Source organism: Acidocella sp., assembly GCF_036489515.1.
Classification (GTDB): Bacteria; Pseudomonadota; Alphaproteobacteria; order Acetobacterales; family Acetobacteraceae; genus Acidocella.
In genome coordinates this window covers 38,324-51,951 of the sequence record NZ_DASXFO010000091.1, presented here as the reverse complement: position 1 = coordinate 51,951, position 13,628 = coordinate 38,324, and the positions used below count along the sequence as shown (strand labels likewise).

Annotated in this window: 9 protein-coding genes; 6 read left to right on the top strand and 3 right to left on the bottom strand. The window is 64.7% G+C overall.

The annotated features are described in order from the left end of the window. Nucleotides 1-19 precede the first annotated feature (19 nt). The 4 genes from VGG47_RS13300 to VGG47_RS13285 all read left to right on the top strand — a co-directional run bounded on the left by VGG47_RS13300 (nucleotide 20) and on the right by VGG47_RS13285 (nucleotide 8,056). The gene (locus VGG47_RS13300) at nucleotides 20-1,342 is read left to right on the top strand and encodes a replication-associated recombination protein A (protein WP_331539348.1); all 1,323 of its coding nucleotides are present in this window, start codon (nucleotides 20-22) and stop codon (nucleotides 1,340-1,342) included. 176 nt (nucleotides 1,343-1,518) lie between these two features. Next, nucleotides 1,519-2,490, top strand: coding sequence for an RluA family pseudouridine synthase (locus tag VGG47_RS13295; RefSeq protein ID WP_331539346.1), 972 nt, complete (start codon nucleotides 1,519-1,521; stop codon nucleotides 2,488-2,490). Nucleotides 2,491-2,711: 221 nt separating this feature from the next. Beyond that, on the top strand, nucleotides 2,712-4,535 hold the full coding sequence (locus VGG47_RS13290) for an autotransporter assembly complex protein TamA (protein ID WP_331539344.1): 1,824 nt from the start codon (nucleotides 2,712-2,714) through the stop codon (nucleotides 4,533-4,535). Further along, nucleotides 4,535-8,056, top strand: a complete 3,522-nt coding sequence (locus VGG47_RS13285; RefSeq protein WP_331539342.1) for a translocation/assembly module TamB domain-containing protein — start codon at nucleotides 4,535-4,537, stop codon at nucleotides 8,054-8,056. The genes VGG47_RS13290 and VGG47_RS13285 overlap by 1 nt, the downstream gene beginning before the upstream one ends. 96 nt (nucleotides 8,057-8,152) lie before the next feature. Here the strand turns inward: VGG47_RS13285 and VGG47_RS13280 are convergent, their stop codons facing one another. Together VGG47_RS13280 and VGG47_RS13275 are read right to left on the bottom strand one after the other, a co-directional pair. Then, a complete protein-coding gene (locus VGG47_RS13280; protein ID WP_331539340.1) occupies nucleotides 8,153-9,727 on the bottom strand; it encodes a peptide chain release factor 3 in 1,575 nt (524 codons plus the stop codon). 187 nt (nucleotides 9,728-9,914) lie between these two features. Next, nucleotides 9,915-10,763 carry a fumarylacetoacetate hydrolase family protein gene (locus tag VGG47_RS13275; RefSeq protein WP_331539338.1) on the bottom strand — a complete coding sequence of 283 codons (849 nt, stop codon included), beginning with the start codon at nucleotides 10,761-10,763 and terminating at the stop codon, nucleotides 9,915-9,917. 131 nt (nucleotides 10,764-10,894) lie between these two features. Here VGG47_RS13275 and VGG47_RS13270 point away from each other — a divergent pair, with 131 nt between their 5' ends. Then, nucleotides 10,895-11,185, top strand: coding sequence for a YciI family protein (locus VGG47_RS13270; RefSeq protein WP_331539336.1), 291 nt, complete (start codon nucleotides 10,895-10,897; stop codon nucleotides 11,183-11,185). A gap of 380 nt (nucleotides 11,186-11,565) precedes the next feature. Here the strand turns inward: VGG47_RS13270 and parA are convergent, their stop codons facing one another. Continuing rightward, nucleotides 11,566-12,195, bottom strand: a complete 630-nt coding sequence (gene parA, locus VGG47_RS13265) for a ParA family partition ATPase (RefSeq protein ID WP_331539334.1) — start codon at nucleotides 12,193-12,195, stop codon at nucleotides 11,566-11,568. Between the two features lie 93 nt (nucleotides 12,196-12,288). Between parA and VGG47_RS13260 the strand changes: the two genes are divergently transcribed. After that, nucleotides 12,289-13,623: an NAD(P)H-hydrate dehydratase gene (locus VGG47_RS13260; protein ID WP_331539332.1), complete on the top strand. Its 1,335-nt coding sequence runs from the start codon at nucleotides 12,289-12,291 to the stop codon at nucleotides 13,621-13,623. Nucleotides 13,624-13,628 lie beyond the last annotated feature (5 nt).

The window sequence follows — 13,628 nt, the reverse complement described above, 5'->3', positions numbered from 1 at the left end:
GCTCTAAGGATACCTTAAAATGGCCGGTCGCTTTGACGATATGCCGAGCCTTTTTGGCTCTCAGGCGCCCCGCCCGCTTGCTGATCGGCTACGCCCTCAAACGCTTGCCGAGGTGGTTGGTCAGGCGCATTTGCTGGCTGACGGCGGCCCCATCGCACGGATGGTGGCGGCGCGGTCCCTATCGTCGCTGATTCTCTGGGGACCACCGGGAACCGGCAAAACCACGATCGCCCGCCTGCTCGCGCAAGCGACTGACAGGCAATTCGAGACCCTGTCGGCGATCCAAAGCGGCGTCGCGGACCTGCGCAAAGTGTTCGAAACGGCGCGGCAATGGAGTGCGACAGGCAAAGGGACACTCCTGTTCGTGGACGAGATCCACCGCTTCAATCGATCGCAGCAAGACGCGTTCCTGCCCGTGGTGGAGGACGGCACGATCACCCTCATCGGCGCGACGACCGAAAATCCGTCTTTCGAGCTAAACGGTGCGCTGCTCTCTCGATGTCAGGTCTTTGTCCTCAAGGCTTTGGACGAGTCAGCGCTGGAGCAGCTTGTGCAACGTGCCGAAGCCGAGATGGGGAAGAAGCTGCCCTTGATACCCGAGGCGCGGTCGGGACTGCTGGCCCTTGCCGGCGGCGATGGGCGGTACCTCCTGAACATGGTCGAGCAAGTCTATTCCGCGGGGGTTGACGAGCCGCTTGATCCCGCGTCGATGGCGCGCGTGCTGCAACGGCGGATGGCGACCCACGACAAGGCAGGCGACGGCCATTACGATCTGCTCTCGGCATTTCACAAATCCTTGCGCGGATCGGATGCGCAGGCCGCACTCTATTACGCGGCGCGCATGATGGTCGCGGGTGAGGCGCCCGAGACGGTATTTCGCCGTCTCGTCTGCGCGGCCTCCGAAGATGTCGGCATGGCCGACCCCCAAGCCATGGTTCAGGTCATCACGGCGTGGGACGCCTATGAGCGGGTCGGCTGGCCTGAGGCCAGGCTGTTCATGGCGCAGGCGATCAATTACGTCGCCACGGCCCCCAAATCGAACGCGTCATATCTGGGCTTCAATGCCGCCTTGCGCTTGGCGGAACAGACGTCTCATCTTCCCCCGCCGTTGGATGTCCTGAACGCGCCGACTGAGTTGATGAAGCAGCTCGGATATCATGCGGGCTATCAATACGATCACGACCAGCCCGATGCGTTTTCAGGTCAGGAGTTCTTCCCCGAGCAACTCGCCGGAGAGAACCGCCCGGAATTTTATCAGCCCAACGAACGAGGCTACGAGCGCGACATCCGCAAGCGGCTCGATTACTGGTCTGGGCTACGGCAGAAGCGGCGTTCGCAATAAGCAAGAGAAGGCTACTTTTTGTGAACAAAAAGTAGCAAAAAAACTTTATGAATCGGGGGCATGGGCGTTGTCGGCGTCGCAGCCCATGACCCAGCATAACAAAAATTTTTGCGCCGCTTTTTTTAAAAAGCGGCTACTTTCTTTGCTTATCCGACGAAACTGCGCGAAGAGGGCGCATGATTCAACAATTCGAAGTGACGGCGACCGAGGCCGACTCCCGCCTCGACCGTTTTCTGCGCCGCCAAGTGGAGGGTCTGACCCAGGGTGTGATCCAGCGCTTTCTGCGCACCGGCAAAATCCGCGTGAACGGCCTCAAGGTCGAGGCCAGCGCGCGTCTCGTCGCCGGTGACGTCGTGGTGATGCCCACCATCACGCCCCCGAGTGAGATGCCGAAAACCCGGCATGTGATGGTGCTCGACCCCGGCCAGCAGCGCGACCTGGAAGCCATGGTGCTGTACCGCGACGATGCGGTGATCGTGCTGAACAAGCCGGCCGGCCTCGCGACGCAAGGCGGCAGCGGCATTTCCGTACATCTCGACGGCATGCTGGACGGCCTGCGCTTCGGCGCCGAGGAACGGCCCAAACTGGTGCACCGGCTCGACCGCGACACGTCGGGGGTTCTGCTCCTGGCACGCACCACCGCGGCCGCGCGCCAGCTCGCCTTCGCCTTCCGCGGCCGCGATGTGGAAAAAACCTATTGGGCGCTGCTCTGGGGCGTGCCGGAGGCGTTGGCAGGCCGCATCGACCTGCCCTTGCTGCGCGTCGAAACCGGCGGGTCCTCGCGTTCCGAGCCGGCGCCGCGCAAACATCCCGAGGCGCTGAAGGCGCAGACCGATTACCGCATCCTCGATTACGCCGGCAAAAAATTCGCCTGGGCCGAACTCAACCCGCTCACCGGGCGCATGCACCAGCTGCGCGCGCATTGCCTGGCGCTGGGCACGCCCATTCTCGGTGACGCCGCCTATGGCGCCGCCTTCGCGGATGGGTTCGCGCCGCAATTGCACTTGCATGCGCGGCGCCTGAGCGTGCCGCATCCCGACGGCGGCACGCTCACCGTGGAAGCGCCGCCGGCGAAACATCTGCATGATGGCCTGGTTTATCTCGGTTTCACAATTCCGGACCCGGCCAAGCCGCAGCATCGCGGATAGAAGAAAGTGGCCGCTTTTTAAAAAAAGCGGCGCAAAAATTTTTGCTCCGCTGGGCCAGAGGCCGTGACGGCGCCAACGCCCATAGCCCAGATTAATAAAGTTTTTTGCTACTTTTTGTTCACAAAAAGTAGCCTTCCCTTCTTTCTGCCCCATCGCTTCGTTAACGCTTCGTAAGTCGCTCGTCACTAGGCTATGCTGCGTCGACATGGCAGGAATTCCCCATGCGGCGCTGCAAAAAATATCTTCTTGCTGGTTTGTCCGTCGTCCTGGGTCCCGCCGCTTTCGCCACCGAAACCGTCAGCTATACGGTCACATTCCATCCCAGTGGCGATGCCAAGCTCGACACGCTGCTGAAACAGACCTCTTCGCTTGTCTCGTTGCAGAAAGGTCTTCCCGCCGCGCCCTTCGCGCTGATCGGCCGGGCCCAGGCCGACACGCAGCAATTCGCGGTGGTGCTGCACAGCCTCGGCTACGATGCCGGCAGTGTCACCATCACCATCGACGGCATGGCGCTGGACAGTCCCGCTTTGGTCGACCGGCTGATACAGGCCCCGGCGGGTGAGAGAGCCCAAATCCTGGTCACGCCGCATCCGGGCGAGGTGTTTCATCTCGGCCGAGTCGATGTCACCGGCCTGCCGCCTGGTTTCAAGCTGCCGGAGATCGTCAAACCCGGGCAGGTCGCGCTCGCCGCCCCGATTCTCGCCGTCACGCCAGCGCTGCGCACGGCCCTGCATAACGACGGTTACGCCTTCGCCGCGGTCAGCGAACCGCTCGCGGTCGCCGAACCCGCCGCGCATCGTCTCGATGTCACCTACAAGGTCTCGTCCGGGGCGCGGGTGAAGATCGGGCCGATCCGTTTTTCCGGCCTCACCCGTACCAACGAGGCGTTTTTGCGCCGCCATATCGCGCTGCGCGAGGGCCAACAATATAGCGACACGTCGATCACCGCGGCGCGCGACTCACTGCTCAACCTCGGTGTGTTCTCCTCGGTCACGCCGGTGCCGCAGGACCAGCTGACACCGGATGGCCAAGTGCCGATCCTGTTTCGCGTCACGCAGCAGAAATTGCATGCGGTCACGTTCAGCGGAAGCTACGCTACCGATGTCGGCATGACGCTCAGCACCTCCTGGGAAGATCGCGACCTGTTCACCCATGCCGAGACGCTCACCTTCACCGCGGCGGCGAACGGGCTGGGCGGCACCGGCACCGTCGCGCCGGGCTACGACCTGAAGGCCGTGTTCGCGAAACCTGACTATTACATTCATGGACAGACTCTCACCGTGTCGCTGGAAGCACTGAATCAATCGTTGAACGCTTATAGCCGCACCGCCGTGATTGCCGGCGCGCAGCTTTCGCGCCCGCTGACCCCTCACATCACCATCAGCTACGGCCCGAGTTTCGTCACCGAGCGCGTCTACCAGAACAGCACCACCCGCTCTTATGTTCTGGCGCAGTTCCCCACCACCGTCGCCTACAACACCACCGACAGCGTGCTGGAGCCGACGCACGGCATCAATGCCAGCCTCACCCTCACGCCCACCGAGCCGGTCTCCGGCACCGATTCCGCGCCCTTCCTGATCGTCTATGCCGCAGCGGCGACCTATATTTCGGTCGAGCCCGCCGCCCGCGGCATCATCGCCGTGCGCGGCCAGGTCGGCACGATCCAGGGCGCCTCGCAGTTTCAGGTGCCCGCGGACCAGCGTTTTTATGCCGGCGGCAGCGGCACGGTGCGTGGTTATGCCTATCAGACCGTCGGCCCGCTATTTCCCGACGACACGCCCGAAGGCGGCTTGGCGCTCGACGCGTTCAGTCTTGAGTTCCGCCAGCATATCGTCGGTAATTTTGGTATCGTGCCGTTCGTCGATGCCGGGCAGGTCAGCGCCGGCAGCGCGCCCTTCACCGGCCAATGGTTCATCGGCACCGGTCTGGGCGTACGCTATTATACCGGCATCGGCCCGATCCGTGTCGATTTCGCGGTGCCCCTGACCCGCGTGCCCGGCGATGCCGGGTTCGAGGTCTATGTCGGCCTCGGAGAGGCATTCTGATGTTGCGCGCCCTGAAATATCTATCCTACCTGATCGGTCTGCTGCTCCTGCTGGCGGTCGTGATCGTGGGCGGCGTGCTGATCGGCCTGAATACCGGCGCCGGACGGCAGCTCGCGGAACAGGAAATCAATCGGCTGGCGGGGCCGCGGATCGCCATCTCCGGCCTTGGCGGCCATTTCCCCGCCGATATCAAACTCGCCTCGCTGCGCGTTGCGGATGCGCAAGGGGCGTGGCTCACCGGCCAGGATCTGGAGCTGCGCTGGCTGCCGCGCGCGCTGCTGCGCCGCGATCTGCATGTCACCGCCCTCACCGCCGCCCGGTTGGATGTTTTGCGCCGCCCGGTTCCGGCGGCCTCCGGTCCGTCCTCGGGCGGTTCGGGCGGGACGCTCCCCAAAGTTTCGTTCCAGCTGGATCATCTGGCGGTACAGGAACTGGCGCTTGGCGCCGCCGTCGCCGGCCAGCCGATAAGCCTCGACGTCACCGGGGCCGCGCGGCTGCCGAACCTGCAGGATTTCCAACAGGGCAGCGCGACCCTGAATGCTGCGGCACCGGATGGCGCAGACTACCGGCTCGCGGCCGCACTCGGCCGGAACAACGTGCGGATGACCCTGCACGTCGCCGAACCGCCCAATGGGCTGATCGGCCATTTCGCCGGCCCGAAAATCCAGGCGCCGCTGAACCTCGACCTCTCCTTGGCAGGGCCGCGTGACGGCGCAATGCTGAATTTCGCGCTCGCTTTTGGGGCGGCGCAGGTGAACGGCCGCGGCACGCTGGGGCTGATCCCAGGGACGCCGAGCGCCGATCTTGTGCTGGACGTCCCGGCTTTGGCCCCGTTCGGCGCCTTTGCCGCGCAACAGATCGCCGGCAGCACGACCGTGCATGTACGCGCGGCACAACAGCCGAATGGCAGCACCGTTCTGGCACTCGACGGCGCGTTGGCGCTGACCCAAGCCCCCTTTGGGGCCGCCAAATATGTGGGGCCGGAAGGGCATTTTTCGCTCCGCGCCGATCTGCAGGACCAGACCCTCGACATCCAGCAGCTTGACGCCTCGGGCGCGGCCTTCGCGGCCTCCGCCGCCGGGAGCATCGCGCCATCCGGCTTCGACCTGACGACGCATGTCAACCTGCCGCAGGTGAGCGATTTCGCGCCCGGCCTTTCCGGCCCGCTGACCGAGGACGGCACCTTCTTCGGCACGCCGCAGGATTTCGCCGTCAACGCCCTGCTCTCCGGAGATATTCTCGAAAAAGGCGTGCCCTCCGGCCCGTTCAGCTTCAGCATCAACGCGCAGCATCTGCCGCGCACGCCGGTCGGCACGCTCACCGGCAGCGGCGCGCTGGAGAACGCGCCGCTGCTGCTGGACGCCGCCTTCGCCCGCGCTGCCGACGGCGCGGTGACGCTGGTGATCAACAACGCGCTGTGGCGCTCGCTGAACGCGACGGCCAATCTGACCCTCTCACCCGGCGCCTATCTGCCCACCGGCACGGCCACCTTCAAGCTCGGCAACCTGGCGGATTTCCAGAGCTTTGCGCCGGTGCCGCTGCGCGGCAGCGTGAACGGCGATTTCTCGCACCTGACAGGGCAGATTTTCAAGCTCGACCTCGACGCCAGGAACCTGCTGGTGGCGCCGCAACTGGGGGCCGTGAACACCACCATCCACGCGCTCGGCCCGACCAAGGCGCTGGCCGTCAAGGCCCAGGCGACGATCGCGAAACTGGTTTCCGCGCCGGCCCGCCTCGACCTGGCCGGGGTGCTCGATCTCGATAACCGCTCCGCCAATGTCACCGCGTTCAGTGCCTCCTGGCGGCGCATCGACACGCGGCTGCTCGGGCCGACCGCCATCGCCACGCAACCCGGCCTCATCGTGCGGCATCTGGTGCTGGGGCTGAATGGCGGGCGCATCGGGCTGGACGGCACGCTGACGCCGCGCCTCAACGCGACACTGAACGTGCAGGACCTGCCGGCCAACACCGCCCGCCTGTTTGACCCCGACATCGACGCCAGCGGCATGCTCTCGGCCACCGCCACGATCACGGGCTCGCGCAACGCGCCCACCGGAAAGCTCACTTTGACCGCCCGGACCCTGAAACTGCATAGCGGCGAGGCCGCGGCACTTCCGCCCGCCGACATCACCGCAAGTGCCACCGTCACCACCCAGAACGCCAATATCGACGCGCATCTGACCGCCGGGCCAAACTTGACCATCGGCGCCACCGGGCTTGTGCCGCTGAACCAGACCGGGGCCATCAACCTGCGGGTCAACGGCCGCACCGATCTGCGCCTGCTCGATCCCTTCCTCGCCACGCAAGGCAATGTCGTGCGCGGGCTGGTGACGGTCGACATGGCGGTCACCGGCACGCCAGCCTCGCCGCGCGCCAATGGCAGCCTCACCCTCGCCAGTGGCAGCGTGGAAAACATTTCCTCCGGGCTCAACCTCACCCATATCAGCGCACGGATCGCCGCCGCCGGACGCATGGTGACGCTACAGGAGCTGACCGCCACCGCCGGCCCGGGGCAGATCTCCGGCCAAGGCACGGTGGATCTCGGCGCCCCCACAATCCCGCTCAACGTGACAATCAAGGCCAGCAATGCCACCCCGGTCTCGTCGGACATCGTCAACGAGACGCTGGATGCCGACCTGCACCTATCCGGCGCGCTGCGGGGCAAAATGGCGCTCGGCGGCACGGTGCGGATCAACCATGCGAACATCAACATTCCGCAGGGGCTGCCGCCGAGTGTGGCCAACCTGCCGATCATCTATCCCGGACAGAAACCGCCGCCGCCGCCCACACCGCCGCCGCCCGTGGCCCTCGACCTCACCATCGCCGCGGTAAACCGGATTTTCGTGCGCGGCGACGGATTGTTCGCGGAGCTGGGCGGGCAATTGCACATCGGCGGCACCGCCGACCGCCCCGAGCCGGAAGGCGGGTTCGAGCTGATCCGCGGCAACATCTCCCTGGCCGGCAAGACGCTGCAATTCACCCAAGGGCGGGTCGGGTTCAACGGTGCCGGCTTCATGCCGACGCTCGACCTCGAAGCCACCACCGTGACCTCCGACAACAACACCGCGACGCTGATCATCGGCGGCACGGCGGCGGAGCCGAAAATCACCCTGACCAGCACCCCGCCGCTGCCCTCCGACGAGGTCCTCGCGCAATTGCTGTTCGGCCAGAGCACCTCCAGCCTCACCGCGTTCCAGGCCGCCTCGCTGGCGGCGGCACTGGCGCAGCTCTCCGGCGTCGGCCAAGGGATCAACCCGCTTGACCGGGTGCGCAACGCACTCGGCCTCGACGAATTATCGCTCGGCGGCAGCGGCTCCGGCCCGCCTTCGGTGCAGGCCGGGCGCTATGTCGCCCCGGGCATTTATGTCGGCGCCAGCCAGGCCACCAACGGCCAGGGCACGCAGGCCAGCGTGCAGATCAACCTGTATAAGGGGCTGAAACTGAATACCGCCACCGGCACCTCCAGCACCGGCGCGGGCAACGCCAGCAGCGTCGGGCTGACGTATCAGTTTAATTATTAGCGAAAGGAAAGTAGCCGCTTTTAAAAAAGCGGCGCAAAAACTTTTGGCTATGCTGGGCCATGGGCGTGGGCGACGCCAACGCCCATGGCCCAGCCGCTAGCGCCTTTCGCGTGTGGCCGAGAAGGTCAGCTCCGAGAAATTCTCCTTCATCCGGTTCAGCTCCCAGCTGTTGCGCACCAGATAGACCGGCGCACCCTCGCGGTCCTCGCTCATCGCGTTCTTGTTCACCTCGATGAAGAACTTCAGCCGCGCCTGATCCTCAGAGAAAATCCAGCGCGCGGTGTCGAACGGCGCCTGCTCGAACGCCACCGGGACGTTGTATTCCTGCTCGATGCGGCTGGAGAGCACGTCCAGCTGCAGCGCGCCGACCACGCCGATGATCCATTCCGAGCCGTTCATCGGCCTGAACACCTGGGTCACGCCCTCTTCGGCCAGATCCTCCAGGGCCTTGCGCATCTGCTTCGCCTTCATTGGGTCGGTCAGGCGCACGCGGCGCAGGATTTCCGGTGCAAAATCGGGAATGCCGGTGAAGCGGATTTTCTCGCCCTCGGTCAGCGTGTCCCCGACCCGGAGCGTGCCATGGTTCGGGATGCCGATGATGTCACCCGGATAGGCTTCCTCGGCCAGCGAGCGGTCCTGGGCGAAGAAGAAGATCGGCGCCTGGATCGCCATCGGTTTGCCGGTCCGCGAGTGCACGAGCTTCATGCCGCGGGTGAACTGGCCGGAGCAGATGCGCGTGAAGGCGATGCGGTCGCGGTGCTGCGGGTCCATGTTGGCCTGCACCTTGAAGACGAAGCCGGTGACCGGGGTTTCGGTCGGCGCCACGATTCGGGTGTCCGCGGCGCGGGGCTGCGGCGGTGGGGCGTGCGCGACCAGGCCTTCCAGCAATTCGCGGACCGAGTAATCCTTCAGCGCCGAGCCGAAATAGACCGGCGTCAAATGCCCCTCTTCATAGGCCTGCCGGTCGAATTCCGGGAACACGCCGCGCACCAGCTCGACATCCTCGTCGAGTTGCGCCTGCTGCTCCGGCGGAATGTCGAAGGCGACGTTGCGCTCCTCCTGGCCGGGCTTCACCGCCGAGACGAAGCGGTCGTTGCGGATGTCGAAACAGCCGCGAAACAGCCCGCCCATGCCGACCGGCCAAACCATCGGGCAGATGTCCAGCGCCAGCGTGTTGGCGATCTCGTCGAGCAGCTCGAACGCGTTCTGGCCCTCGCGGTCCACCTTGTTGATGAAGGTGGTGATCGGGATGTTGCGCAGGCGGCAGACCTCGAACAGCTTTCTGGTCTGCAGCTCGATGCCCTTGGCGGCGTCGATCACCATTACCGCGCTGTCGACGGCGGTGAGCGTGCGATACGTGTCCTCGGAGAAATCCTCGTGGCCCGGCGTGTCGAGCAGGTTGAACACCGCGCCGCCGAATTCGAACGTCATCACCGAGGAGGTGACCGAAATGCCGCGCTGGCGCTCGATCTTCATCCAGTCCGAGCGCGTCTGGCGGCGGTCCTGCCGCGCCTTCACCATGCCGGCCTCGCGAATCGCACCGCCGAACAGCAGCAGCTTTTCCGTGAGCGTGGTTTTGCCGGCGTCCGGGTGCGAGATGATAGCGAAGGTCCGCCGCGGCGGGATTCCGGTCCCGGTCTCGGCGTCGGTGATGGGCAGGCTCTGATCCATCGCGGTCCCCTACCAACTTTTTGGGCCGGATGCCACCGCCGCAAAGGAAGCAGCCGCTTTTTGAAAAAAGCGGCGCAAAAACTTCTTTTATGCTGGGCCACAGGCGTTGTCGGCGCCAACGCCCATGACCCAGATTAGCAAAGTTTTTTTGCTACTTTTTGTTCACAAAAAGTAGCCTTCGCTTGCCTTACTCCGCCGCGACGGTTTTAGCGACTTGCTCGCCCATGCCTTCGATGCCGGTCTTGACGGTCTGGCCGGGGCGCAGAAACACCGGCTCCGGCTTGACGCCGAGGCCAACACCCGGCGGCGTGCCGGTGGCGATGATGTCGCCCGGATGCAGGGTGATGAATTCGCTCACATAGCTCACCAGCTTTTGCACGCCGAAGATCATCGTGCGGGTGTTGCCGTTCTGCATGCGCTTGCCGTCGATCTCGCACCAGAGGTTCAGGTTCTGCGGGTCGGGCACCTCGTCCTTGGTGACCAGATACGGGCCGACCGGGCCAAACGTGTCGCAGCCTTTGCCCTTGTCCCAGGAGCCGGACCGTTCCAGCTGGTACTCGCGCTCGCTGACATCGTTGACCACGCAATAGCCGGCCACATGATTCAACGCCTCGGCCTCGCTCACATAGGAGGCCTTGGTGCCGATCACGATGCCGAGCTCCACTTCCCAATCGGTCTTCTTCGAGCCGCGGGGGATGCGGATGTTATCGAACGGGCCGGAGAACGCCGACAAGGCCTTCAGGAATACGATCGGCTCCTTGGGCGCCTTGGCGCCGGTCTCGGCGGCGTGGTCGGCATAGTTCAGGCCGATGCACACGAAATTCAGCGGCCGGGGGATCGCAGCACCGATGCGGCGTTCGGTCTTCAGGAGCGGCAGCTTTTCCGGGTCGAGGTTCTGCAACTGCTTCAGCCAGCCCGGGCTCAGCTCATCGCCGGTGACGGCGGTTAGCACATCGTCGAGAATCCGGACCTGGCCGGCGCCATCCAAGACGCCCCATTTTTCCTGGCCTGGATCGCCATATCGAAGAAGTTTCATGTCCTGCTCTTTCTCTTTTTTAAAAACGCGCGATGAGCGTTAGGCTCAAAGCTGGGTGGCGTACAGATCTTATGTACAAAACCGAAATTTACTCTACTCATGGTGAGTTACTAGGGAGAGGCTAAAATACAATGCCGTTATTTGCAGTCCATGTGCTTGACCGGCCGGGCGCTTTGCCGCTGCGGCTGGAACAATCCGCAGCCCATCGGGCCTTTGTGGAAACCGAATCCGACCAGGGCCTGAGCATCGTGATGTCCGGGCCGCTGCAGTCCGACGATGGCGAGAGCATGATCGGTTCGCTGTTCATCATCGACGCGCAGGATCGCGCGATCGTGGAAGCTTTCGTCAAAGCCGACCCCTTCTTCCAGAGCGGTGTGTGGGGCGAGGTGCAAATCACCCGATTCCATCGGCGCACCGGCTGAACCGCATATAAATCCAACGATATATCGGACCATGAAGCGAACCTGCCGCGCCTCATGGGATCGCCCTTTTTGCTCCCTTGGGCCGCACAGCAGCAAAAGTTTTTAGCCGTTTTTTTCAAAAAGCGGCCGCTTTCCTCAATCTAAGCCATATAGAGCCATCCATGCAAAAAAGGCCGGTCCTAAGACCAGCCAATTTGCATCGTTTTTATTGATTTTATTGTAGCTCCCTAAACTTGGCGGCTATTTTTATTTGATGTGTTCTCACATCATGTTTTCATCACGTAAAGGAATGTGACCGAAAAAAGATGGTCATGCAACCCCCCGCGATGCGCTTTAGTGCAGAAAAAGAACTGCCGGCATGAATTTTTTTTCAGAGCCATTCACTTCAGCCAGAGGCGCAATGCAGCCACCGCAGCCCTGACCTCGTCGGCCGCCGGGCTCGAAGGGCCGGCTTCGGTGACGCCGAGCCCATCGGCGAAGGCGTTAGCGTAGCCGGCACGGTTGGCCAGGGCCACGTCCAGCAGGCTGAGCCCGCGCGCGGCGATCTCCGCCTCCAGCCGCTTGCGCAGGCGCGAGGAAGCGGGCGCGCGGTTGAATATCAGCCCGGCGCGGCGCTTTTCTTCCGCCGCCAGTTTCAGCGTCCCCTCGGCGGCCCAGAGGTCGGGCGGCGCCGGGTTCAGCGGGATCAACACCAGATCGGCGCCACGGATGGCCCGGCGCGCGTCGCTGTCGATCACCGGCGGGGTGTCGATGAATACGTAATCGTGGCTCGCCTTGAGCTTTTCCACCTCGTTGGCGAGGCGCCAGCCGGCCAGCGTGGTCATGGTGATCTCGCTTGCCGCTTTCGGCGCCTGGGCCCGCAGCCTTCCCCAGGCGGTCAGGCTGCCTTGCGGGTCGATGTCGAGCAGCGCCACCCGGGCCTGCACCGCCAGCGCCACGGCGAACTGCACCGTAAGCATGGTCTTGCCCGAACCGCCCTTCTGCTGTGCAACCGCGATGACGCTTCCCATATTTTCTGATCTCCCGGATACAACGAGTTAACGCGACTTTTCTCTGAATGGCCACTTTCTGAAGGGCCCATCTTTGCAAGATCAGGGGGTTTTATGGACGAGCTGCTGACTCCGGCGGAAATGGCCCAGGCCGATGCGCTGGCGAACGACACTGCGGCGCTGATGGCGGCGGCCGGGCGCGCGGTGGCGCGGGCGGTGATGCAGCATTATGCTCCCTGCCGCACGCTGGTGCTGTGCGGCCCCGGCAATAATGGCGGCGACGGCAAGATCGCGGCCGATTATCTGCGCCTGGCCGGCTGGCCGGTGACGGTCCGGGGGCTGCACGACGCCACCCTCGCCGAGACGGAACGCGCGGAGCTGGTGATCGACGCGCTGTTCGGCGCCGGGCTGTCGCGCGACCTTTCCACGTCCACCGCCGCCCTGCTGCGCGCGGCCCGACGCCTCGTCGCGGTGGACGTGCCAAGCGGGGTGGACGGCGCCACCGGCGGTGTGCGTGGCGACGCACCGCAGGCCGAGCTCACGGTGACATTCTTCCGGCTGAAGCCCGGTCACCTACTCTATCCCGGCCGTGGCCTATGCGGCCAGGTTTTACTGAAGGACATCGGGCTGCCCGATTGGGTCCTGAACGAGGTGAAACCCCAAACCTGGCGCAACGGACCGCAAAGATGGGCGCTGCCGGCTCGCCGGCCGACCGGCCATAAATATGTCAGCGGCGACGTGACAGTGCTGTGCGGCACCATGCCCGGGGCCGCGCGCCTGGTCTGCGCCGCCGCCCGCCGCGCCGGCGCCGGCATGGTGACGCTGGCAGCAGACGCGCCGATGCTCCTGCCGGAAGCGGGGCTGATCGTGCGCGACGCGCCGCTGGCCGAGCTGCTGCGCGACCAGCGCCGCAGGGTGTTCGTCTGCGGGCCGGGGCTGGGCCCGGACTCCGGGCCCAAACTGGCGCAGCTTATCGCCGCCGGAAACCGCAAGATCGTCGCCGACGCCGATGCGCTGACCGCCTGCGCAAGTGCGCCGGAACGGCTGCGCGGCGCCGCCGTGATCACCCCGCACGACGGCGAATTTTTACGCGTGTTTGGCCCGCCCGGGCCGGACCGGCTGACCGCGGTGCGCGCAGCGGCGCAAAAAACGGGGGCCATCGCGGTGCTGAAAGGGGCGGATACGATCGTCGCCGCCCCGGACGGACGCGCCATGATCAACGACAACGCGCCCCCCTGGCTCGCCACCGGAGGCACCGGCGACGTGCTGGCCGGCATCATCGCCGCCCTTCTGGCCCAAGGCATGGCTGATTTCGAGGCCGCCTGCGCCGCCGTGTGGCTGCACGGCGAAGCGGCGCAACAGATCGGGCCAGGGCTGATCGCGGAGGACATTCCGCCGACCCTCGGACCGCTGATGGACGAGCTTATAAGAAAAGCGGCCGCTTTTTAAAAAAA

Coding starts and splice junctions, on each gene's coding strand:
- VGG47_RS13300 (WP_331539348.1), top strand. CDS start 20: ATGGCCGGTCGCTTTGACGATATGCCGAGCCTTTTTGGCTCTCAGGCG.
- VGG47_RS13295 (WP_331539346.1), top strand. CDS start 1,519: ATGATTCAACAATTCGAAGTGACGGCGACCGAGGCCGACTCCCGCCTC.
- VGG47_RS13290 (WP_331539344.1), top strand. CDS start 2,712: ATGCGGCGCTGCAAAAAATATCTTCTTGCTGGTTTGTCCGTCGTCCTG.
- VGG47_RS13285 (WP_331539342.1), top strand. CDS start 4,535: ATGTTGCGCGCCCTGAAATATCTATCCTACCTGATCGGTCTGCTGCTC.
- VGG47_RS13280 (WP_331539340.1), bottom strand. CDS start 9,727: ATGGATCAGAGCCTGCCCATCACCGACGCCGAGACCGGGACCGGAATC.
- VGG47_RS13275 (WP_331539338.1), bottom strand. CDS start 10,763: ATGAAACTTCTTCGATATGGCGATCCAGGCCAGGAAAAATGGGGCGTC.
- VGG47_RS13270 (WP_331539336.1), top strand. CDS start 10,895: ATGCCGTTATTTGCAGTCCATGTGCTTGACCGGCCGGGCGCTTTGCCG.
- parA (WP_331539334.1), bottom strand. CDS start 12,195: ATGGGAAGCGTCATCGCGGTTGCACAGCAGAAGGGCGGTTCGGGCAAG.
- VGG47_RS13260 (WP_331539332.1), top strand. CDS start 12,289: ATGGACGAGCTGCTGACTCCGGCGGAAATGGCCCAGGCCGATGCGCTG.